The sequence below is a fragment of the Sinisalibacter aestuarii genome (assembly GCF_027923545.1).
GTDB classification, from domain to species: domain Bacteria; phylum Pseudomonadota; class Alphaproteobacteria; order Rhodobacterales; family Rhodobacteraceae; genus Sinisalibacter; species Sinisalibacter aestuarii.
This window is the reverse complement of record NZ_BROH01000002.1, coordinates 200,509-221,971: the sequence shown is the minus strand read 5'-3', so window position 1 is coordinate 221,971 and position 21,463 is coordinate 200,509. Positions and strand designations below refer to the sequence as shown.

Sequence of the window (21,463 nt, the reverse complement as noted above, 5' to 3'; positions counted from 1 at the left end):
CTCCAGAAATCCGGATTTCTGGAGTCGCTGGGGAGGCGTAATCCATTGAAATGACGCGACGATCGTCGCCGTTGCCCCGGGCGATTAACCTGCCGTTAATACGCCGCGCCCGTGGTGAACGCCCTCTCCCGACCGGGAGGCATCCCGGGTCGATCAGGGCCGAAGGCGGGCGGCATTGCGCCATGCCCGGGCCGCTGAACCGGATGCCGGAATATCCGCAAATCCGGATTTCCGGATTCCGGAACGGCGTCGAACACATTGATACCAAAAGGCCCCGGGATCGTGCCCGCTCGCCAGGTCATCCATGGTTAAGACGCCGTCCCCTCGCGTCGCGCACGCCGCTCACTCCGCCGGGGCAAACTCAGCCTCGTCCGCCGCCGCCGCCGCGCGCAGATCGGCAAGGATCGTCGGGTCCGCCGCGTTCACCCGGTTCCAGTTCGGGATGAACGGCGTCTCATGCGGGTTGTCGAGAAAGGCTTTCCCCGCCCGCACGATGTTTTCGGCAAACAGCTCGATGGCCCGCTCCTCGCCATGCCGGTCGAGCGTGAGGCCGTTCATCCGCGCATCGTTGGCATAGGCTTCCAGCAGGTCGAGCGCGGTGCGGTAATAGGTGGCGCGCAGGGTGCGGAAGGTGTTGTTGGTAAACACCGTGCCATCGGCGGCGAGCTTGCGAAAGATCGCCTTGGCAATGTCGACAGACATCCGGTTCAGCCCCTTGCGGCTGTCCTCCCGGCTCATCTCCTGATGCTTGTGGTCGTAGCGGTCGGCGATCTCCACCTGGCAAACCGCATGCGGCCCCATATTGCGCCAGGCCTCCGAGAGCACGCCGATCTCCAGCCCCCAATCCGAGGGGATGCGCAGATCGGGCAGGGTGGCGGTGCGCATGGCAAACTCGCCCGAGAGCGGATAGCGAAAGGCGCGCAGATATTCGATATAGTCGCGGTCGCCGATCACCTTCTTGAGCGCGATGAGCAGCGGACTGACCAGGAGCCGCGTGACCCGCCCATTCAGCTTTCCGCCGCCGACCCGGGGGTAGTATCCCTTTGACAATTGGTAGGAAAATCCCGGATGCGCCACCGGGTAGACCAGCCGCGCCAGCATCTCGCGGTCATAGGTGAGGATGTCGCAATCATGGATCGCCATCACCGCGCTGTCGGCGCAGGCGATGAGATAGCCGATTGCCGTCCAGACATTCTTGCCCTTGCCCGGCTCCTGGGGGGCCAGCCCCAGCGCGTCGAGCCGTGCGCCGATGGCCTTCATCCGCGGGCTGTCGTTCCACAGCACCACATGCTCCTGCGGCAGCCGGGCGAAGAAGCTGCGGGCATGGCGGTATTGCGCCTCGTCGGCCCGGTCGAGCCCGATGACGATCCGGTGCAGATAGGGCACATGCGCCAGTTCACGCAGGATGTTCGGCAGCGCCTCGCCCTCCAGTTCGGAATAGAGCGAGGGCAGGATCAGGGTGATCTTGCGGGTCTGGGCGAAGGCTTCGAGCTCATAGACCAGCTCTTCGATCGGCCGGGCGCGCAGATTGTGAAACTGGGCGATATTGCCGTTCTGATGGAAGTCAGCCATGGGTCCGCTGCGCCTCCCGCGCGGGGTGGGTTGCGAGAAAGCCGAGCACCGCGTCGTTCCAGCCTTCCGGGCCGGGCCGGGCGCTGCGGGTGATCCGGCCCGTGGCCTCGCCGGGCAGCGGGCCGATGCCGGGGCCGTGGTCGTTGCGGATGATCACGCCGAAATCGGCGGCCTCCAGCATCTCCACATCGTTCGGCGCATCGCCGAGCGCCAGCGTCAGGTCCGCGCCGAGTTCAGCCGCGATCCCGGTCATCCGGTCAGCCTTGGTGCCGCCGAAGGACAGGGTGAGAAACCGTCCGCCCTGCCGCACCGTCACCCCCTGCGCGGCAAGCGCGGCGATAAAGGCGGCACGGCCCCCGGCGCTGCCGGTCCAAAGCCCCGGCTCGGAATGGGCCCGGCGTTTCGCCCGCGCCGCATCGGCCGGGGCCAGCCCGGTCTCACGCGCCACCTCTGCCGCGCTCATCTCGCCGAAGCCTTTGAAACCGCGCCGCAAATCCACCGGCAGATCGTCCAGCACGCGGCGCAGGCGCGCATAGCCTGCCGCTCCGCGCCCCGGCTCGCCGGGCCGATACACCGCCGCGCCGTTCTCGACGATGGCCGGTATCCGCCCAAGCCGCAGCGCCCTGTGCAGCGGGGCGATCTCGGCGGCGGTCTTCGACGAGGCCAGCACCAGCGGCGCCCCGCGCGCGGCGAGCGCCGCCAGGGCAGGCCCGGCGGCATCGTGGGCATAGGTGCCGTGGTCCAGCAGGGTGCCATCGAGGTCGGTGAAGACGACGAGGCGGGGAGTGCCCGGCGCGTGCTGTGTCATGATGACAGCCTAGCCGCCCGCATCGCGGGCCGGAACCGTGCGCGGCCCCGGGCGGCGGGATTGGCGGCGATCTGCCCGAAAATCGGGCGCCACGCCCGCAAAATCGGCACCGGCGTAACCGTGCCGCAAATCTTTACGCCCCCGCCCCCGCCGCCTATCTGTAACAAGACCCGCCCGCGCGGCGCAGGAGCGAGGCCGATGAGCGTTATCTTTACCCATGCGATGATCGTGATCGGCGTGCTCGCGACGGGCACGGCGATCATCTGGGTGCTGCAGCAGCGCCGCAGCCCGCAATCGGCGCTGGCATGGATCCTGTTCATCGTCACATTGCCCTATGCCGGCGTGCCGCTGTTCTTCGCCTTCGGCGTGCGCAAGCGCGGCACCCGCTACGAGCCGATCACCTTTACCGAACGGGCCGCTCCGAAGCCCGTTCATCCGCTCGACGATCAGCTGCGCCGCTTCGGCGTGCCGCCGGTCACCCATGGCAACCGGCTGATCTTCGACCGCGATGCCGCCGAGGCGCGCAAGACGCTGGACCGTCTCATCGCCACGGCGCAATCGCAGATCGAGGTGATGCTCTACCGGCTCGACCCCGACCCTTATTCCCGGGAATTCGTCGCGGCGCTGACCGCCGCCGCCGGGCGCGGCGTCGAGGTGCGGATGATCCTCGACCAGATCGGCACGCTGAGGCGCCCGCGCCGGGCGCTCAGGCGGTTCACCGAAGCGGGCGGGCAATTGCAGATGTTCTCGCCCTTCCCGCGCCTCGCCGCGACGGGCCGGCTGAACCTGCGCAATCACCGCAAGATGGTGGTGGTCGATGGCCAGCGGCTCTGGGGCGGGGGGCGCAATGTCGGCGCGTTCTACCTTGGGCCCCCCGACAAGGCCGAGACATGGAACGATGTGAGCTTCACCCTCGAAGGCCCGGTCGTGTCGCGCTACCGCGAGGTGTTCGAGGCCGACTGGGCCAAGGAGATCCGCGATCTGCCCCGGCCCGTCACCGCCCCGGCCACCGGCCCGGGCAGCACCGAGGCGCAGCTCATCCCGTCGGGGCCGGATTTCGATCATGACGGGCTGCACGATGCGCTGGTCCACCAGATCCACGCCGCCAAACGGCGCATCTGGATCGCCACGCCCTATTTCCTGCCCACCGACCAGCTCCTTCACGCGCTGGTCACCGCCGCCCGGCTCGGGCGCGATGTGCGGATCATGGTGCCCGCCGCATCGAACCAGAAGGTCGCCGATTTCGCCCGGGGCGCCTATCTGCGCCATCTCGAAGAGGTCGGGTGCACCATCCTGCGGTATACGCCGCGGATGATCCACGCCAAGGCGATGGTGATCGACGGGGTGGCCATCGTCGGCTCGGCGAATTTCGACATCCGCTCGATGCTCCTGAACTTCGAAACCGCTCTGGCCCTCTACGACGCGAAAAGCGTCGATGCGGTGTCGGACTGGTTCGAAGCCCAGGCGCCTGCCTGCGAAACCGGCACCCGGCCCGCCCGCCTGCCGCGCCGTCTGGCCGAGGCCACCTTCCGCCTTGGCGCGCCGATGCTCTAGGCCAGATAAGCGGGGATCGCCCCGGCCACCTCACGGATCGTGGCCTGCACTTGCGGGCTCACCGCGTCGCCGGTGCAGAACGCCACCCCCTCGATGGCCCAGATTTCCACCCGTGGCGGCAAGATGCCGAGCACCCGCGCCAGCGCCACCGCCTCGGCCACGCCGATCCCGTGCGACGAAACCGAGCGCAGCCAGCTCGGCAGATCGTCCGCGCCTGCGTCGAGCCGGTGCAACCTGCCTGCCGCCGCGCCCGAAGCGCAGGCATCCACGATCAGAACCCGGTCGCGCCCCTCCATCAGCGTGACGATATCCGCCGCCGCGCCATGGGTCTCGGCCACGTCGAAACCTGCCGCCCCCGCCAGCGCACGCGCCACCAGCCGCCCGGCGGCATCGTCCCCGGCAAAATCGTTGCCCACACCGATCACGAGCGGTTTCAAACCCGCTGCCCTTTCATCTTGCCCAAAATATCCCGGGGGGTCCGGGGGGCAGCGCCCCCCGGCCTGTCCTCATCTAACCCCGCTCAATCGTCAGATCGAGAAAATGCGTCGCGCAGGAAATGCAGGGGTCGTAATTGCGAATGGTCTGTTCGCACAGCCACTGGATCTCGTCATCGGGCCGGTCGAGGATATCGGCGATATATTCGGCCAGGTCTTCCTCGATCGAGGGCTGGTTCTGCGCCGTCGGCGGCACGATCTGCGCCTTGGCGATCGCGCCATCCGGCTCCAGCGTATATTGATGAAACAGCATCCCGCGCGGCGCTTCCGAAGCCCCCATGCCGGTGCCGGCGCGGGGCGTGACGGGCATCGAGGCCGGATCGAACTCCTCGTAATCCTCGATCAGCCGGATCGCTTCTTCGACCGCATAGAGGCTTTCGACCGCGCGCACGGTGATCGAGCGGTAGGGGTTTTTCACCTCGCGCCCCAGCCCGACCCGTTCCGCCGCCGCCTTCGCCCGGTCCGACAGCTTGTCATAGGCAAGGTTCCAGCGCGGCAGCGGGCCGGTCAGGTAGGCCCCGCCATCCCTGGTGCGGCCCTGAAGCGCGTTCGACTGCTTCACGTGGTGTTCGTCGAACGTGTCGTTGAACTCCGTCACCGGAATATCCAGCCCCCGGTTCGAGATCAGCCGCGTGCCCTCGTACATCGGGTAAAGCCCGTTCGGCTCTTCGATGCAGACCATGTGATAGTCGCGTTCCTTGTCGGGGAAATCGAGCGAGGCGGTGAAATCGACGAAGGCTTCCGCCATGTCGAGCGCGCGTTTGAGGTTTTCCTGCACCTCGCGCAGCTTCGCCTTCGGTGGCGCTTTCCACCAGCCGCCGACCTTGACGTTGATCGGGTGAATCTCGCGGCCCCCCACCGCCGACACGATGGAATTGCCGATTTTCTTATACTCCAGCGCCAGTTTCACCACATCCGGGTGATCCTTCGCCATGTCGAGCGCGCTGGCATAGCCGAGAAAGTCGGGCGCATGCAGCATTGCGGCGTGCAGCACATGGCTTTCGATCCACTCGCCGCAATACAAGAGCCGGCGCAGGTCCTTGATCGGCTGGCTCACCTCGATGCCGAGCGCCATCTCCATCGCCTGCACCGAGCTCATCTGGTAGGCCACCGGGCAGATGCCGCAGATCCGCGCGGTGATGTCGGGCGCCTCGCTGTGGTCGCGCCCTTGCAGGAAGGCCTCGAAAAAGCGCGGCGGCTCGAAGATGCGGAACTCGGTATGCACCACCTTGTTGTCCTTCACCTCGACCTTGAACGCCCCTTCGCCCTCGACGCGGGCGAGCATGTCGACCTTGATCGTCTTGTCACGCTTGGTCACGTCACTCATGGGCTTTCGCCTCCTCGCGGAACTCGGGCGCATTGGTGTTGAAGGTGGAAAACAGCCGGTGGATCTGGCGCTTGTCGGCGCCGTTCCCGGCCAGCCGGGCGGCGAGCGCGGCGGTGTTGGGTGTCTCTTTCGGGCCGAAACAGCCATAGCAGCCGCGCGCATAGCCCGGGCAGAGCGCGCCGCAGCCGGCATGGGTGACCGGGCCGAGGCAGGGCTTGCCCTCCGCCACCATCACGCAGACATGGCCCGCAAGCTTGCACTCATAGCAGACCGAATGCGCCGGCGTTTGCGGCGCGCGGCCCGCCAGCGTGGCGGCGACCAGCTCGATCAGGTGGGGTTTCGAGATCGGGCAGCCGCGCAGCTCGAAATCCACCTTCACGTGGTCCGAGATCGGCGTGGCGGTGTCCAGCGTGTCGATGAAGTCCGGATGGGCGTAGACGGCAGCGATGAAATCCGTCACATCCGCGCCGTTCTTCAGCGCCTGGATGCCGCCCGAGGTGGCGCAGGCCCCGAGCGTGATCAGCGTGTCTGCCCGCTGGCGCACGTCGCGGATCAGCTCCGCCTCGTGTGGCGTGGTCACGCTGCCCTCGACGAAGGCGATATCGTAGCGCCCGCCATCGTCGTCCTTGCGGGTGGCTTCGGGGAAATAGGCGATGTCGATCGCGCCGGCGACGGCGAGCAGCTCGTCCTCGCAGTCGAGCAGCGAAAGCTGGCAGCCGTCGCAGGACGAGAATTTCCAGACCCCAAGTCTCGGTTTTCTCATGTCACAACTCCTTCACCGCCATCAGCGGCTTGAGGAAGGCCCAGTCGAAGACCGGGCCATCCTTGCAGACGAAGACCGGCCCGAGCTGGCAATGGCCGCACAGCCCGATCCCGCACTGCATGTTGCGCTCCATCGACAGGTGAATGTCGGTGGCGGCCATGCCGGCTTCCACCAGCCCGTTCGCGGCGAAGCGCATCATGATTTCCGGGCCGCAGACGAAGGCGGTGGTGTTCGCGGGGTCGAAATCGGCGGCACGCAACAGCCCGGTCACCACGCCGACATGGCCGTGCCAGTGTTCGTCGCCCCGGTCCACACTCACTTCCACGCCGAGATCGAGCCGTGAACGCCACTGGCCCAGCTCTTCGGCAAACAATATCTCGCGGGGGCTGCGCGCACCGTAAAGCAGCGTGACCTTGCCGTATCTGTCGCGGTTCTCGATCAACTCGTAGAGGATCGGCCGCACCGGCGCGAGGCCGAGGCCACCCGCCACCACCACCACGTCGCGTCCGCGCGCCGCCTCGACCGGCCAGGGCGCGCCATAGGGGCCGCGCAGGCCCAGCACCGCGCCCTTGCGCAGAGCGCAGAGCGCATGGCTCACCGGCCCCACATCGCGGATCGTGTGGATGATCTTCGATCTGTCCGAAAGCGGCCCGGAGATCGAGATCGGCACCTCGCCCACGCCGAAGACGGAGAGCATGTTGAACTGGCCCGGCGCGAAGCCCTGCCATCCGTCCACCTCCATCTCGAAGGTGACGATATCGGACAGCTCGTGAATGCGGCGCGTGACGCGCGCCAGCACCGGCACCATCGGGTCTGTGTGGAGGTCAGGAGCGAGCACGGTAGAGATCCAGCATCTGCACCCGCGTATCGTGAAGCCGCTCCACGATCACGGGCATGAATTGTTTCATCACCGCGTAGCCAAGTGCCGGGTCGGCATCGCACTTGTCGCGCAGGCAGGTCGCGTCGAAGGCCAGGGCGCGGATATCGGTGCGCGCGCGGGCGTCGAAGGTCCAGGTGTAAGGCGGGATCAGCCAGCTCAGCCCGAGCATCCCGCCCGCCGTCTCGGTCAGAAAGGTCTGCGGCCCGGCGCCGGGGGCGTCCATTTCCATCGACACCAGACCTTCGCGGATCATGAAGATGTCGTTGGCATCCTCGCCCTCGTGGAACAGGTAATCGCCCTTGTGAAACACCACGTTCTTGCCGCAGCCGGCGACGGCCCTGATGAACTCCTCCGGCATTCCCCTGAAGCGCGGATGATCGCGCAGCAGCGCTTCCAATCCATGAATGGCCATCTCAGCCTCCCGAGCCGCGGAGCGCCGCGGCCTCTTCGGTGATGTCGATCCCCACCGGGCACCAGCTGATGCAGCGCCCGCAGCCGACGCAGCCCATTTCGCCGAACTGGTCGACCCAGGTGCCGAGTTTATGCGTCATCCATTGCCGGTAGCGCGATTTCGCCCCCTTGCGCACCGCGCCGCCATGGACGTGAGAGAAATCCATGGTGAAGCAGGAGCCCCAGCGGTTCACCCGCTCGGTCTCCGGCCCGTCCAGCGCGGTCACCTCGTCGGTCGTGGTGCAGAAGCAGGTGGGGCAGACGAGGGTGCAATTGGCGCAGTTGAGGCAGCGCTGGGCCACTTCCGACCAGCGCGGATGGTCGGGCCGCTCCTTGAGCAGTTCCGGCAGCCCGTCAGTGTCGATCCGGCGCTGCTGCGCGGCGGCCTGGGCGATGCCGGCTTCGGCCTCCCGGGCCTGCGCGTCCGTCGCCGGGGCAGAGGGCAGGGCGGCAAGCCGCGCCTCGCCCGCCGCGCTGCCCGCTTCGGCCAGGAAGCGCCCGCCCTCCAGCTCGGTCAGCGCGATGTCATAGCCCTTGTCCGCCTTCGGGCCGGTGCCCATCGAGGTGCAGAAACAGGTGGCCGCCGAGCGGGTGCAATTCACCGCGACGATGAACAGGTTTTCGCGCCGGGCGGCGTAATGGGGATCCTTGTAGAGCCCCTCCGTCAGCACCTTGTCCTGCACCGCGATGGCGGCGAGATCGCAGGCGCGCACGCCGATGAAGGCGCGTTTGGCGGTGTCGAGCGGCTCGGCGATGATCCCGGTGTTCTCGCCGGTGCCTTCGGTGCGCCAGAGCCGCTGCTGCGGCGGGTGCAGCACCCGCTTCCAGCCCTGCGGCCCGAGCGTGGCGCCGAAATAGGCCTCGCCCTCCCGGCTCAGCCGGTAATGGCCGCCGGATTGCTCGTCGACCCAGCCCTTCGGCAGATCGCCCTGCCCGGAAATCGCGTCATAAACGATCGCGCCATCGCGTTTCACCGGCCCGAGCACCTCGCGCCCCTCAGCGGCCAGCGCGGCGATCAACGCATCGAACCCGCCCGCATCAATGACAACGGGGCCTGCTTTGGCAGCGGCCCCGCTCATGACGTCCTACAGATCATTATCCGCCTCCTGCCGCTTGGGCACCCGATTTCTGACGCGCGTAAAGATTCGAGTCGGACTTGATCATGGATGGGCGCCGCGCGCGATGATCCCAATCAATTCATAACGTTGAATATTTTGCGGATGCAACGACCCGCCGGTCAGCGCAGATAGGCCTGCGTGCATTCGATCGCACTGTCGAGCGCGCGGCGGCTGTCTTTCAGCGAGAGCTTGCCCAGATTGTCGCCCCGGTAGCGCCATGTCATCGAATAGGAGCGCTGGAACTCGTTGGCGAAGGGCGCGGCATTGCCGCTGTCCACCCGCTCCGAGATCAGCAGGCCGTAGAGACTGTCGAGCCGCAGCCCGGTGGCGTCCACCTCCCAGGGGTTGCGGCTGTCGAACTGAACGGTGAGATCGTAGCTGGAGCCTTCCGAAATCGTGTCCCATGCCCGGTGCATCACCGCGATGGCCAGCTCGGCCTCGCCCGACGATGTGTCGATCCCGATCAGAAAGTTGATGCCTTCATCGAACTCGACCGTGGCGGCGCAGCCCCGCAGACCGGGCAGGTAATCCACATCCCACCAGCCGATATAGGCCCAATGGTTGGGATCCTGCGCCGCCGCGGCGGAGGGGAGGGTGAGACAGGCAAGAACGGCCAGCAGACGCTTCATCGAAATGCTCCGGATAAAATAGCAGACGGGCAGAGCCTAGCCGAGCAAGGCCGGGCGGGGGAAGGGGGGTGGGGGCATTTGCCGGATCGAGCGGCGCACCGAGCCGGAGCAGCCGCGCCCATGCGATGACCTGTGGCTGGGGGGTAGGGTGGGGCAGATCGGTGGGCTGAAAGCCCACCCTACGGTCGCCTATCGTGAGGGCACGGACCGTCGCCATGAGCGAAAGATATGCATGATGAAATCAGAGATTGTTCTGACCTTGTAACACATGAGTTTTTCACATGCCGCGTTGAGCGGATGCCGTAGGGTGCGCATTCATGCGTGCCTCACCCTTTCTGCAAAGAATGTTTCCGCTAACATAAGCGATATCAATATTCTACCTGCCTGTGCGAGCTCGCCCCTCAAACATCCAGCTCCTCAACAAACCGCGCATTCTCCTGAATATACTGGAACCTGAGTTCCGGCTTCTTGCCCATCAGCCGTTCCACCAGATCGCCGGTCTCCCCCGGCTCGTCCTCGTCGATCGTCACCCGGATCAGCTTGCGCGTCGCCGGGTTCATCGTCGTGTCTTTCAGATCCTTGGCGTCCATCTCGCCAAGCCCCTTGAAGCGCTGTACGTCGATCTTGCCCTTGCCGCCGAGGCCCTTCTCCATCCACAGATCCTTCTCCGCATCGTCGGCCACATAGAGCCGTTGCGCCCCCTGCGTCAGCCGGTAGAGCGGCGGGCAGGCCAGGTAGAGATGCCCGTGGTCGATCAAAGGCCGCATCTGGGTGAAGAAAAACGTCATCAGCAGCGAGGCGATATGCGCCCCGTCGACATCGGCGTCGGTCATGATGATGATCTTGTCATAGCGCAGATCGTCGACGCGGAACTTCGTGCCCATGCCCACGCCAAGCGCCTGGCAGAGATCGTTGATCTCCTGGTTCTGGCCGAGCTTCGAGCTTGCCGCGCCCAGCACGTTGAGGATCTTGCCGCGCAGCGGCAGGAGCGCCTGCGTTTTCCGGTCGCGCGCCATCTTGGCCGAGCCGCCCGCCGAGTCGCCCTCGACAATGAACAGCTCGGTGCCCGACCGGTCGGTGCTGGCGCAATCCACCAGCTTGCCGGGCAGGCGCAGCTTCTTGGTGGCCGATTTGCGCTGGGTTTCCTTCTCCTGCCGCCGGCGCAGCCGTTCCTCGGCGCGCAGCACGAGAAAGTCGAGGATCGCCCCCGCGCTCTTGGTGTCGGCCGCCAGCCAGTTGTCGAAATGGTCGCGCACCGCGCCTTCCACCATCTTCGCGGCACTTTCGGTCGAAAGCCGGTCCTTGGTCTGGCCGACAAAGGCCGGGTCGGCGATGAAGGTCGAGACCAGCGCGCAGCCGCCGGTGATCAGATCGTCGCGGGTGATGCTGGCGGCCTTCTTGTTGCCCACCAGCTCGCCATAGGCCTTGATCCCCTTCAGGATCGCGGCCCAGAACCCCGCCACATGGGTGCCGCCCTCGGGGGTCGGCACGGTGTTGCAGTAGGACTGGATGAAGCCGTCGCGCGCCGGCGTCCAGTTGATCGCCCATTCCACATAGCCCGGCTCGTTGAACTTCTCGCGGAACTCCACCTTGCCGTGGAAGCCGCCATCGGAATAGGTGCTCGCGCCTTCGAGGCTTTCCTTGAGGTAGTCGGCCAGCCCGCCGGGGAAGTGAAAGCTGGCCTCGCGCGGCGTCTCGCCATCGTCGATCGCCGATTTCCAGCGGATCTCCACGCCGGAAAACAGATAGGCCTTGGAGCGGACCATGGTGAAGAGCCGCTTCGGTTTGAACCGGTGATGTCCAAAAATCTGCTCATCGGCGTGGAACGTGGTGGTGGTGCCGCGCCGGTTGGGGGCGGCGCCGATCTCTTCCACCGGGCCGAGCGGGATGCCGCGCGAGAAGCGTTGTTCGACCAGGCGCTTGTCGCGGGCGACCTGAACGACCATCGAATCCGACAGCGCGTTGACGACGGAGGCGCCGACGCCATGCAGGCCGCCGGAGGTCTGATAGGCTTTGCCGGAGAACTTGCCGCCCGCATGCAGGGTGCAGAGGATCACTTCCAGCGCCGATTTGCCGGGAAATTTCGGGTGCGGGTCGAAGGGCATGCCGCGCCCGTTATCGCGCACGGTGAGGGAATAATCCTCGTGCAGCTCCACTTCGATCCGGTTGGCGTGCCCCGCCACGGCCTCGTCCATCGAGTTGTCGAGGATCTCGGCCACCATGTGATGCAGCGCGCGCTCATCGGTGCCGCCGATATACATGCCGGGGCGCTGGCGCACGGGCTCGAGCCCCTCCAGCACCTCGATGGATGAGGCGTCATAGATGTCGGCGTTCCCGGATAGGAGATCGTTGGCCATACTGGAGGTTCCTGCTCTTGATTGGGCGCTATTAGACCATCTGGGCAGGGCCGGGGCAATATGTTGTGGTCAGCCCCGCCCCCGCAGCCAATCGGCCAGCGCCGCCTCGTCGATCAGCCCCTGCGCGACCCGGATGATGATGTCGCCGATTTCCTGCACGTCCCATGTCGGTGACACGCCGTTCGCTTCGAGGCAGACCTCCATCGACCGGAATGCCGTGCGCTTGTTGGCGTCGTTGAAGCAATGCCCGGTGGCGATGACCACAGCATAAAGCGCCGAGAGGTCGTAAACGTCGCCCACCATCCCATAGGCAAGCCGGGTATCGACCCGCGCAAGCGCCCCTTCGAGCGACTTGTGCATCGCCCGCCCGGCCAGCTCGCCGGGGTTCAGCACCTCGTCATGGATCGCCTCGACCAGTTCGGCGGTGAGGGTGAACATCGGTTACTTGTCTTTGAGGTAATCGAGCACGGGCTGGCTGCGTTGGCGGGTGCGGGTCAGGATGTCGTCCAGATCGTCCCGGCTCAGCGGCCGGTGCTCCTCCAGCGCCATGCTTTGTTCCGGCACCAGATAGGCCACCACCTTGGAGTTTTTCAGCACCGCCACCGGTTCGCCATTGGCGCGGTCGAGCACCTTCTGCGGCTCGCGCAGCTCGGTCATCGTGCAGATATTGCGGGTGAGAAGACGGGTCATCGTTTATGCTCCTGAATATGCATTTGAATATACATTCAACTGCACATCTTTTCAAGGACCGATGTCGCCGAACGGATCTTCCGGGTAACCCACCCCGGCCAGATACAGCCCCTCCGGCGGGCAGACCGGCCCGCAGGCCGCCCGGTCGCGCGCCGCCAGCGCCGCCGTCACGTCATCCGGGTTCCACGCCCCCGCACCCACCCGCTCCAGCGTGCCGACGAAGCTGCGCACCTGATTGTGCAGGAAACTCCGGGCGCGCACGTGGAAGCGAAACTCCACGCCGCCGGGATAGGGCAGCTCCTCCACCCTCAGCTCGTCGAGCGTTTTCACCGGGCTGTCGGCCTGGCATTGCACCGAGCGGAAAGTGGTGAAATCGTGCCGCCCCACCAGCCTCTCGGCCCCCGCCTGCATCGCGTCCGCGTCGAGCGGATGGCCCACCCGCCAGGCCCGGCCCCTGTCATGCACCAGCGGCGCGCGGCGGCTCACCAGCCGGAACAGATAGCGCCGCTCGACCGCCGAGAACCGGGCGTGAAACTCCTCGTCCACCGCAGCGCAGGCGACCACTGCCACCGGCGCGGGCTTCAGATGGTAATTCACCGCCTCCATCAGCCGGAACGGGTCCCAATCCTTCGCCATGTCGCAATGCGCCACTTGCCCAAACGCATGAACCCCCGCATCGGTCCGCCCCGCCGCCGCGATCGACGGCATGTCCGCCTCCAGCTTCGCCAGCGCCGCTTCCACCGCGCCCTGAACCGAGGGCTGGTCGGCCTGCCGCTGCCAGCCGGCAAACGGCCCGCCGTCATATTCGATCTTGAGCGCATAGCGGGGCATGAGCGCGGGATAACCCGCCCCGCGACCCCCGGCAATCCCCTTCACCCTTGCGGAAATACTCCCCGGGCCCTCTCGGCGTATTTGCAAGCAAACACGCCTGCCGGGTTCTGGCCCGCGCTGGAGCGCGGACCTACAGGTCCGGGGGGCAGCGCCCCCCCCGCCCGGTCGCGCTGGCGCAGCCGGCGCGAAACCCCTATCTAGAAGGAAACACGAGGAGATCGGCCATTGGGGCTGGGTGATATCGCAGACGGAATCGTCCGACAGGTGGAAGCGGTCGGCGAGGGGGTGAACGAAGCGCTGTTCGAGCCGGTGATCCGGCTCGGCGTCACCGGCCTCAGCCGGGCGGGCAAGACGGTGTTCATCACCTCGCTGGTGGCGAACCTGCTCGACCGGGCGCGGATGGCGCAGCTCGTGCCCGCCGCCGAGGGGCGTATCCTCACCGCCTTCCTGCAGCCGCAACCCGACGACACCGTGCCGCGCTTCGACTATGAGGCGCATCTGGCCGCGCTGACCGGGCCGCGGCCGCATTGGCCGGAGGGCACGCGGGCGGTGTCGCAGCTTCGGCTGAGCTTCCGGGTGAAGCCGGGCGGGCTGCTCTCGGGCCTGCGCAGCCCGCGCACGGTGCATCTCGATATCGTCGATTACCCCGGCGAATGGCTGCTCGATCTGGAATTGCTCGACAAGGGCTATGACGACTGGTCGCGCGAGGTGCTGGGGCGGATCGCCGCCCGGCCGATGGCCTCGGAATTCCTGTCGGCCGCCGACAAGGCCGATGGCGCGGGCGATTTCGCCGAGGCCGACGCCAAGGCGCTCGCCGCCGCCTTCACCCGCTATCTCCACGGCGCGCGCGAGGCGGGCTATTCCGATTGCACGCCGGGCCGCTTTTTGCTGCCGGGCGAGATGGAGGGCAGCCCGGCGCTCACCTTCGCGCCGCTGCCGAGGCCCGACGGCGCGGCGCGCAAATCGCTCTGGCGCGAGATGGAGCGGCGCTTCGAAGCCTACAAGGCCAAAGTGGTTAAACCCTTCTTTCACAAGCATTTCCGCCGGATTGACCGGCAGGTGGTGCTGGTCGATGTGCTGGGCGCGATCAATGCCGGGCCAGCCCAGTTCGACGATCTGCGCCGGGCGATGGCCGAGATCCTCAAGGCGTTCAATCCGGGCCGCAACGCCTTTCTCAAGCAATTGCTGGGAATGCACCGGGTGGAGCGCATCCTGTTCGCCGCCACCAAGGCCGATCACCTGCATCACAGCCAGCACCGCCAGCTTACGGAGATCATGGCGGCGATGATGCGCGAGGCGCGCGACCGGGCGGATTTTGCCGGGGCGGATACCGCCGCGATGTCGATCGCCGCGCTGCGCACCACCACGGAAGACACGATCGACCATGCCGGGCGCAAGCTCGATTGCGTGCGTGGCACGCTGGAAGACAGTGGCAGATCCGCCGCCTTCTATCCCGGTGCGCTGCCCGAAGACCCGATGCGCCTGATCGGCCCGGCACGGGACGGGGCGGACAAGTGGCTTGACGCCGATTATGCGGTGATGCGCTTCGCCCCGGCCGAGTTGCGGCTGAAGCCGGGCGAGGGGCCGCCGCATATCCGGCTCGACCGGGCGGCGGATTTTCTGATCGGGGATCGGCTGTGAAGGTGCTGCGCGACAGGCTCCGGCCCGCCGGGCGGCTCTCTGTCGGCCCGGCCCGGCCCGACGAGGCCCCGGCCATCGGCGATATCCTGTCGGACTGGATCGACGAGACCGACTGGATGCCGCGCATCCACCGGCGCGACGAGGAGCAGGGCTTTGCCGCCGAGCTTGTCCGGCGCGGCTGGGTGAGCGTGGCGCGGCGCGGCGGCGCGGTGCAGGGGTTTCTCGCCCGCGACGGGCATGAGGTGGTCGCGCTCTACGTCGCCCGGGGCGCACGCGGGCAGGGCGTGGGCCGGCGGCTGATCGAGAGGGCGCAGAGGCGGGCGGCGCGGCTGGAATTGTGGACCTTCCAGTTCAACCACGCCGCGCGCAGTTTCTACGAGGGCCATGGCTTTATCGAGGTGGCCCGCACCGGCGGCGCGCGCAATGACGAAAAACTGCCCGATATCAAGTATCTGTGGGAGAAACGGCGATGAGCGACGCGAAGAACGGCCCGGTGCTGATCGAGCTCGACACGCCCGCCGAAAGCCCGGCGACCGCGCCGCCGGTGCCCGAACCCGATCCGGCCTTGCCGGAGCCTGCCGCGATGCAGATCGCCGCCCGGCTCGCCGCGCGCAGGCCCTCGCGGCTGGGGCGCTGGTTCTGGGGCCTGGCGGGTGCGCTGGTGAGCTTCGTCGCCTCGATTGCGGCGTGGAACTTCGTCACCACCCTGCTTGCGCAAAACCCGGTGCTGGGCCTTATCGCCACGGTGCTGGTGGCGGCCTTTCTCATCGTTCTGGCCATCATCGCGCTGCGCGAACTGGCGGCCTTTGCCCGCCTGCGCCGGGTCGACCGGCTGCAATCCGCGGCGGAGGCCGCCGCCGCGCGCGACGATCTGGAGGGCGCGCGTGGCGTGGTGGCGAGCCTGAAGCGGCTCTACCGGGGCCGCGACGAACTGGCATGGGGGCTGGACCGGCTGGCGGCGCGCGAAGGCGAGCTGTTCGATGCCGATGGATTGCTGGCGTTGACCGAGGCCGAGCTGATCGCGCCGCTCGATCTGCTGGCCACGCGCGAGATCGAGGCCGCCGCCCGGCAGGTGGCGACGGTGACGGCCATCGTGCCCATCGCGCTGGCCGATCTCGCCACCGCCCTCACCGCCAATATCCGCATGATCCGCCGTATCGCCGAGGTCTATGGCGGGCGCTCCGGCGCGCTCGGCAGCTGGCGGCTGACCCGCGCGGTGCTGACCCATCTGGTCGCCACCGGGGCGGTTGCGGTGGGCGATGACCTGATCGGCTCGCTCGCCGGCGGCTCGGTGCTGTCCAAGCTCAGCCGCCGCTTTGGCGAGGGCGTGGTCAACGGCGCGCTCACCGCCCGCGTCGGCGTCGCGGCGATGGAAGTGTGCCGCCCCTTGCCCTTTGTCGCCAGATCCCGCCCCAGCGTGACGGCGATCCTCAGCCGGGCGCTTGCGGGAGTGTTTGACACCGGCAAGGGCCGGGGAGACAGTCAGGCATGACGACCGATGAGCCCTCCCGCGTTCTCGTCCTCGGCGCCTATGGGCTGATCGGGGCGAATGTGGCGCGCGCACTGGCCGACCGAGGCCACGACGTGCTGGCCTTCGGGCGCGACAAGGCGGCGGCGCATCGGGTCTTGCCGGACTTTCCGTGGCTGCTGCGCGATATGCGCGCCCTCATCCATCCCGACGACTGGAAGCCGCTGATCGACGGGGTGGATATGGTGGTGAACTGCGCCGGCGCCTTGCAGGACAATGCGCAGGACAATCTGGAACTGGTGCACCTGCACGCCATCGGCGCGCTGGTGCTGGCCTGCGAGAAGGCGGGGGTGGGGCTGGTGCAGATCTCGGCCAGCGGCGCCCGGCCCGATGCGCCCCTGCCGTTTTTCCGCACCAAGGCCGATGGCGATGCGCTGATCCGCGAGGCGCAGACCGATTGGTGGATTTTCCGCCCCGGTCTGGTGATCGCGCCCTCCTCCTACGGCGGCACCACGCTGATCCGGATGCTGGCGGGCGTGCCGATCATCCAGCCTGTCGCCTTGCCCGCCGCGCCGGTGCAGACCGTTTCGGTGCAAGACGTTTCGCGTGCTGTGGTGCGGGCGGTGGAGCGGCGCACGCCGCCGGGCACCGAGGCCGATCTTGTCGAGGCCGAACCGCGCCCGCTGGTCGACATCATTTCAGGCACCCGCCGCTGGCTCGGCTTCGCGCCGGCGCGGGTGACGCTAGCGATCCCGCTGGGCATGGTGCGGCTGATCGGGCGTATCGCCGACGGGCTCGGCAAGCTCGGCTGGCGTTCGCCGATGCGCAGCACCGCCCTTGCCGCCATCGAGATGGGGGTGACGGGCAATCCCGCCGAAACGCGCAAGGCGCTGGGCCGCCCGGCGCTGACGCTGGAAGAAACGTTTCAGGACATGCCGGCGGCGGTCGAAGACCGGCTGTTTGCGCGGGTCCAGCTTTTGACGCCCCTGCTTATTTTTGCCCTCGCGCTGAGCTGGGTCTGGCGTGGCGCGGCGGGCCTCGGCGCGATCGACCGGATGGCGGAAACGCTCGCGGCGCACGGGATGCCCGTGTTTACCGGGCGGATCGTCGTCGGGGCGATCTCGGCGATGTCCATCGTGCTTGGCCTGTCGCTCTTCGTGCGGCGCTGGGCGGTGCGGGTGCTGGTGGTGATGGTCTTCGTCGCGATCTTCTATGGCGCGGCGCTGACGCTGCTGGCGCCCTATATGTGGGGCGATCCGTTCGGCGCAGGGGCGAACTTGTTGCTCGTCATCGTCGCCGCGCTCGCCACGCGGGTGATGATGGACACGCGCTGAGGCTGGCGGATGGACTGGCTCCTGATCCTGCGCTGGCTGCATGTGATCGGGGCGGCGGCGCTGTTCGGCACCGGCGCCGGGATCGCGTTTTTCATGGTGATGGCGGTGCGCACGCGCGATGCGGCGCTGGTCGCCCATGTGGCGGGCAGCGTGGTGCTGGCCGATATGCTGTTTACCGCCACCGCCGTGGTGGCGCAGCCGGTTACCGGCATTCTGCTCGCGCTGGCGCTTGGCTGGCCGCTGACGGAGGGCTGGATTATCGTGGCGCTGGCGCTTTACGTGGTGACCGGCGCGTTCTGGCTGCCGGTGGTCTGGATCCAGGTGCGGCTGCGCGATATGGCGCGTGCGAGCGCCATGGCGGGCGCACCCTTGCCCGCGCGGTTCGACCGGCTCTACCGCATCTGGTTCGCCTTCGGATTTCCCGCCTTCTTCGCCGTTCTCGGCATCCTCTGGCTGATGCTGGCGCGGCCCGACATCGCCTTGCCGTGGCTGCGGTGACTGGACGGGGGCAGCCGAATAGGTCAGGTTCGGTCAACCGGCCGGAAGAAGGCGGAGGGCGTGGGTGATGGAAGGTTTGCTGGTTTTGCTCGCGATTGCCGCGCTCGCCGCGCCGGTTCTGCTGATCGTTTTCATGGTCTGGACGATGCAGCTCTCGCGGCGTGTGCGCGATCTGGAGGGCCTCGTCGCCCGGATCGGGCATGTGCCCGCGCCAAGCCCGGAGCCAGCGCCACCGGCCGCACAGGCGGCGGCCATTGCACCGCCCGCCACCACGACCAGCGCCGAGGTCGAACCCGAGGCGCAGGCCGGGCCATGGGTGGGGGCCAAGCCGGTCGCGCCGCAGCCGACGCCGCCGCAAAACAGCTCCGAGACGGCGGCAATGCCACCCAGGGCCGTCGTTTTGCGCGCCGACAAGCTCGCCGCGCTGGGCGACTGGCTCAAGGCCAACTGGATCTACGCCGTCTCCGCCGTTTCGCTCGCCTTTGCCGGGCTGTTCCTCGTGCAATACGGGATCGAGACCGGGCTGCTCACCCCGGCTGCCCGCGTGGCGGTGGCGCTGCTCTTCGGCGCGGCGCTGGTGGCGGGGGGCGAATATATCCGCCGCCGCTGGGGCGACCGTGACGAGGCTGTGACGGCCTATCTGCCCTCGGTTTTTTCCGGTGCGGGGATCGTCACGCTCTTCGGCGGCGTGCTGGCGGCGCTGCATCTCTACGGGCTGGTCGGGCCGGGGATGGGCTTTGCCGGGCTGGTGGCGGTGGCGGCGCTCGCCGTCGGGCTGGGCTGGTATTCCGGGCCGTTGCTGGCCGCGCTGGGCATTGCCGGGGCCTATGGCGCGCCGTTCCTCACCGGCGGCGAAAGCAATCACCCCGAGCTGTTCTATGGCTATTTCGCCCTTGTCGCCGTCACCGGCCTCGCCATCGACGCCGGGCGGCGCTGGGGCTGGGTCTCGCTGCTGGCGCTGGCGGGGGCCTATCCGGCGGTAACCCTGCTCTGGCTCGGGGCGGACTGGCCCGAGCTCTATGCCCTCGTGCTCACCGGCCTGGTGCTGGCGGCGATGGCGATCCCCACCTTCACCCTCGCGCCTGCGCAGGGCGGCGCGGCTTTGGTCGAAAGCGTCTTCAAGGGCCGCCCGCGCGGCTGGCCCGAGTTTCCGACCCGGCTCGTCGCCGGCAGCATGGCCGCTTCGGTGGCCGGGCTGTTCGTGCTCGGCCTGTCGGGCGCGGGCGAATTCTGGCTGGCGCTGATCGCGCTCACCGCGCTGTTCTTCGCCATCGCCGTCTGGGCCGACAGGGCGCAGGCGCTGGAAGACCTCGCCATCCTGCCCGGCCTTGCCCTGACCGCGCTGCCCGTGGTCGTCGCGGCGGCCTGGGTCGACCCCTACCGCGCCTTCGACCTCGTGCGCGGCGCCGAGGAAGGCACGCCGGTGCCGGCCACGCCCTACCTCATCCTTGCCTTCGCCCTTGCCGTCAGCCTGATGGCCGCCTGGCGCTCGCGCCGCGGCGCGCGCTGGCCGGTGGCCTGGGGGGCGGGGGCCGCACTGGTGGCGCCGCTGGTGGCGGGCGGGATCGAGTTCGGCTGGCAGCCGGCGGACCTGCTCGGCGCCTATGGCTGGGCGCTGGCGGTGATCGGCGTGGCGGCGGCGATGGTGGCGCTGGCGCTGGCCTTCGCACGCGATGACGGCGAGAGCCGCCCGCGCGTGGCGGGCTTCGCGCTTGCAGCCCTTGCACTGATCGCGCTGGCGCTGGCGGTGGTCTTTACCAAGACCGCGCTCACCCTCTCTTTCGCCGTGCTCGCCGTCGCCGCCGCCGCGCTCGACCGGCGCTTCACCCTGCGCCCGCTTTCGGTGGCGGTGCAGGTGGGGGCGATCGGGCTCACCTACCGGCTGCTGATCGACCCCGGGCTCGGCTGGGCTTTCGACGCGCCGTGGTGGGAGATGCTGCTGGCTTTCGCCGGGCCGCTCGCCGCCACCTTCGCAGCCCTCTGGCTCTACCGCCCGCTCACCCGCCCGGCGGCCACCGCCGTGGCCGAGAGCGCGGGCTGGACCATCGCCGCCGTCTTCGCCTCGGTGGTCACGATCCGGCTGGTCGACGATTTCACCCCGGGCACCGGCACCGAGAGCCACTGGTTCACCGGGCTGCTCGCGGTGATCTGGTTCGCCGCCGCCGCCAACCAGCTCTGGCGCGTCCGGCTTGGCGGCTGGCTGGCGAAGCTGCGCTGGGCGCTCGCCTCGGTCTATGGTGTAATCGGGCTGTTCGTGCTGGCCGTGGGGCTGACCTTCCTGAACCCCGCCGTCGACTATTCTACCGACACTGCCGTGCATGGCTGGCCGCTCCTGAACACGCTGATCCTCGGCTACCTCCTGCCCGCGCTGGTGCTGCTGGCGGTGGGCCTGCGCTTCACCTTCCTGCCGCGCAAGTTCCGGCTGGCGCTCACGGGCGGGGGCCTTGCGCTCGCGGTGGTCTGGCTGGTCCTCGCCATCCGCCATTTCTGGCGTGGGGCGGAGATGGATATGGCAGGCTTCAGCCAGCCCGAACTCTACACCTATACGATGGTGCTGCTCATCGCCGGAGCGGGGCTGCTCTACCAGGCCATTGCCCGCCGCTCGGACCTGCTGCGCAAGGCGGCGATGGCGGTGATCGGGCTGACCGTTGCCAAGGTCTTCCTCGTCGACATTTCCGGGCTGGTGGGGTTGCTCAGGGTGTTTTCCTTCCTCGCGCTCGGCCTCGCGCTGGCGGGCCTCGCCTTCCTCAACCGCTGGGCGGCGAGCCGGATGGAGGAGGGGGAGGAGACCGGCGATTGAGCCGTCCTCGTCCGGCCATTGGCCGGGCGGCGCCCGACCCTCCCCCCGGGAGGGCGCATGGGTGCCGTGTGCTGCGAACCAATGGCAGGCGCGTGATGGCCGCACACGATGCTCGAACGCGGCAAACGCCCTCCCAGGGTCGGGCGCCCCCCGGCATCCCGTCGCCCTTTACCCTCCGCCCGCACGGCGCTATACCGCCGCCATGATGTATCGCATGGCTCTGATCATTCGAATTACAAACCCGGCGCT

At 68.0% G+C, this 21,463-nt stretch carries 20 protein-coding genes; 7 read left to right on the top strand and 13 right to left on the bottom strand.

Annotated features, from left to right (window positions below):
* Positions 1 to 342 precede the first annotated feature (342 nt).
* Together QMG28_RS05985 and QMG28_RS05980 are read right to left on the bottom strand one after the other, a co-directional pair.
* The gene (locus QMG28_RS05985; protein WP_281841304.1) at positions 343 to 1,572 is read right to left on the bottom strand and encodes a glycosyltransferase family protein; all 1,230 of its coding nucleotides are present in this window, start codon (positions 1,570 to 1,572) and stop codon (positions 343 to 345) included.
* Positions 1,565 to 2,380 carry an HAD-IIB family hydrolase gene (locus QMG28_RS05980; RefSeq protein WP_281841303.1) on the bottom strand — a complete coding sequence of 272 codons (816 nt, stop codon included), beginning with the start codon at positions 2,378 to 2,380 and terminating at the stop codon, positions 1,565 to 1,567. Before QMG28_RS05980 ends, QMG28_RS05985 begins: the two co-directional genes overlap by 8 nt.
* Before the next feature lie 198 nt (positions 2,381 to 2,578).
* Here QMG28_RS05980 and QMG28_RS05975 point away from each other — a divergent pair, with 198 nt between their 5' ends.
* Complete coding sequence (locus QMG28_RS05975; protein ID WP_281841302.1) at positions 2,579 to 3,934, top strand: phospholipase D-like domain-containing protein; 1,356 nt, start codon at positions 2,579 to 2,581, stop codon at positions 3,932 to 3,934.
* Here the strand turns inward: QMG28_RS05975 and QMG28_RS05970 are convergent.
* The 11 genes from QMG28_RS05970 to truA all read right to left on the bottom strand — a co-directional run bounded on the left by QMG28_RS05970 (position 3,931) and on the right by truA (position 13,473).
* On the bottom strand, positions 3,931 to 4,371 hold the full coding sequence (locus tag QMG28_RS05970) for a hydrogenase maturation protease (RefSeq protein WP_281841301.1): 441 nt from the start codon (positions 4,369 to 4,371) through the stop codon (positions 3,931 to 3,933). The two genes, QMG28_RS05975 and QMG28_RS05970, sit on opposite strands and share 4 nt — an antisense overlap.
* 73 nt (positions 4,372 to 4,444) lie before the next feature.
* A complete protein-coding gene (locus tag QMG28_RS05965) occupies positions 4,445 to 5,755 on the bottom strand; it encodes a Ni/Fe hydrogenase subunit alpha (protein WP_281841300.1) in 1,311 nt (436 codons plus the stop codon).
* Positions 5,748 to 6,518 (bottom strand): NADH-quinone oxidoreductase subunit B family protein, encoded by a 771-nt coding sequence (locus QMG28_RS05960; protein WP_281841299.1) that lies wholly within the window; start codon positions 6,516 to 6,518, stop codon positions 5,748 to 5,750. The genes QMG28_RS05965 and QMG28_RS05960 overlap by 8 nt, the downstream gene beginning before the upstream one ends.
* A gap of 1 nt (position 6,519) precedes the next feature.
* Complete coding sequence (locus tag QMG28_RS05955) at positions 6,520 to 7,356, bottom strand: FAD/NAD(P)-binding protein (protein ID WP_281841298.1); 837 nt, start codon at positions 7,354 to 7,356, stop codon at positions 6,520 to 6,522.
* Entirely contained in the window at positions 7,343 to 7,810 is a 468-nt protein-coding gene (locus QMG28_RS05950) for a cyclic nucleotide-binding domain-containing protein (protein WP_281841297.1), read from the bottom strand. The genes QMG28_RS05955 and QMG28_RS05950 overlap by 14 nt, the downstream gene beginning before the upstream one ends.
* A gap of 1 nt (position 7,811) precedes the next feature.
* Positions 7,812 to 8,927, bottom strand: coding sequence for a 4Fe-4S dicluster domain-containing protein (locus QMG28_RS05945; RefSeq protein WP_281841296.1), 1,116 nt, complete (start codon positions 8,925 to 8,927; stop codon positions 7,812 to 7,814).
* Between the two features lie 158 nt (positions 8,928 to 9,085).
* Positions 9,086 to 9,595 carry a hypothetical protein gene (locus QMG28_RS05940; protein WP_281841295.1) on the bottom strand — a complete coding sequence of 170 codons (510 nt, stop codon included), beginning with the start codon at positions 9,593 to 9,595 and terminating at the stop codon, positions 9,086 to 9,088.
* A gap of 401 nt (positions 9,596 to 9,996) precedes the next feature.
* Entirely contained in the window at positions 9,997 to 11,952 is a 1,956-nt protein-coding gene (gene parE, locus QMG28_RS05935; RefSeq protein WP_281841294.1) for a DNA topoisomerase IV subunit B, read from the bottom strand.
* 69 nt (positions 11,953 to 12,021) lie between these two features.
* The gene (locus QMG28_RS05930; protein WP_281841293.1) at positions 12,022 to 12,390 is read right to left on the bottom strand and encodes a type II toxin-antitoxin system death-on-curing family toxin; all 369 of its coding nucleotides are present in this window, start codon (positions 12,388 to 12,390) and stop codon (positions 12,022 to 12,024) included.
* A gap of 3 nt (positions 12,391 to 12,393) precedes the next feature.
* Positions 12,394 to 12,642, bottom strand: a complete 249-nt coding sequence (locus tag QMG28_RS05925; RefSeq protein ID WP_281841292.1) for a hypothetical protein — start codon at positions 12,640 to 12,642, stop codon at positions 12,394 to 12,396.
* A 51-nt stretch (positions 12,643 to 12,693) separates the two neighbouring features.
* Positions 12,694 to 13,473, bottom strand: a complete 780-nt coding sequence (gene truA / locus QMG28_RS05920) for a tRNA pseudouridine(38-40) synthase TruA (protein WP_281841291.1) — start codon at positions 13,471 to 13,473, stop codon at positions 12,694 to 12,696.
* Positions 13,474 to 13,698: 225 nt separating this feature from the next.
* Between truA and QMG28_RS05915 the strand changes: the two genes are divergently transcribed.
* From QMG28_RS05915 to QMG28_RS05890, 6 genes are all read left to right on the top strand, one after another.
* Positions 13,699 to 15,114 carry a YcjX family GTP-binding protein gene (locus QMG28_RS05915; protein WP_281841290.1) on the top strand — a complete coding sequence of 472 codons (1,416 nt, stop codon included), beginning with the start codon at positions 13,699 to 13,701 and terminating at the stop codon, positions 15,112 to 15,114.
* On the top strand, positions 15,111 to 15,587 hold the full coding sequence (locus QMG28_RS05910) for a GNAT family N-acetyltransferase (protein WP_281841289.1): 477 nt from the start codon (positions 15,111 to 15,113) through the stop codon (positions 15,585 to 15,587). The genes QMG28_RS05915 and QMG28_RS05910 overlap by 4 nt, the downstream gene beginning before the upstream one ends.
* The gene (locus tag QMG28_RS05905) at positions 15,584 to 16,606 is read left to right on the top strand and encodes a YcjF family protein (protein WP_281841288.1); all 1,023 of its coding nucleotides are present in this window, start codon (positions 15,584 to 15,586) and stop codon (positions 16,604 to 16,606) included. The genes QMG28_RS05910 and QMG28_RS05905 overlap by 4 nt, the downstream gene beginning before the upstream one ends.
* Positions 16,603 to 17,916 carry an NAD(P)H-binding protein gene (locus tag QMG28_RS05900; RefSeq protein WP_281841287.1) on the top strand — a complete coding sequence of 438 codons (1,314 nt, stop codon included), beginning with the start codon at positions 16,603 to 16,605 and terminating at the stop codon, positions 17,914 to 17,916. Before QMG28_RS05905 ends, QMG28_RS05900 begins: the two co-directional genes overlap by 4 nt.
* Before the next feature lie 9 nt (positions 17,917 to 17,925).
* The gene (locus QMG28_RS05895; protein WP_281841286.1) at positions 17,926 to 18,414 is read left to right on the top strand and encodes a DUF2269 family protein; all 489 of its coding nucleotides are present in this window, start codon (positions 17,926 to 17,928) and stop codon (positions 18,412 to 18,414) included.
* A 67-nt stretch (positions 18,415 to 18,481) separates the two neighbouring features.
* Positions 18,482 to 21,214, top strand: a complete 2,733-nt coding sequence (locus QMG28_RS05890) for a DUF2339 domain-containing protein (RefSeq protein WP_281841285.1) — start codon at positions 18,482 to 18,484, stop codon at positions 21,212 to 21,214.
* Positions 21,215 to 21,463 lie beyond the last annotated feature (249 nt).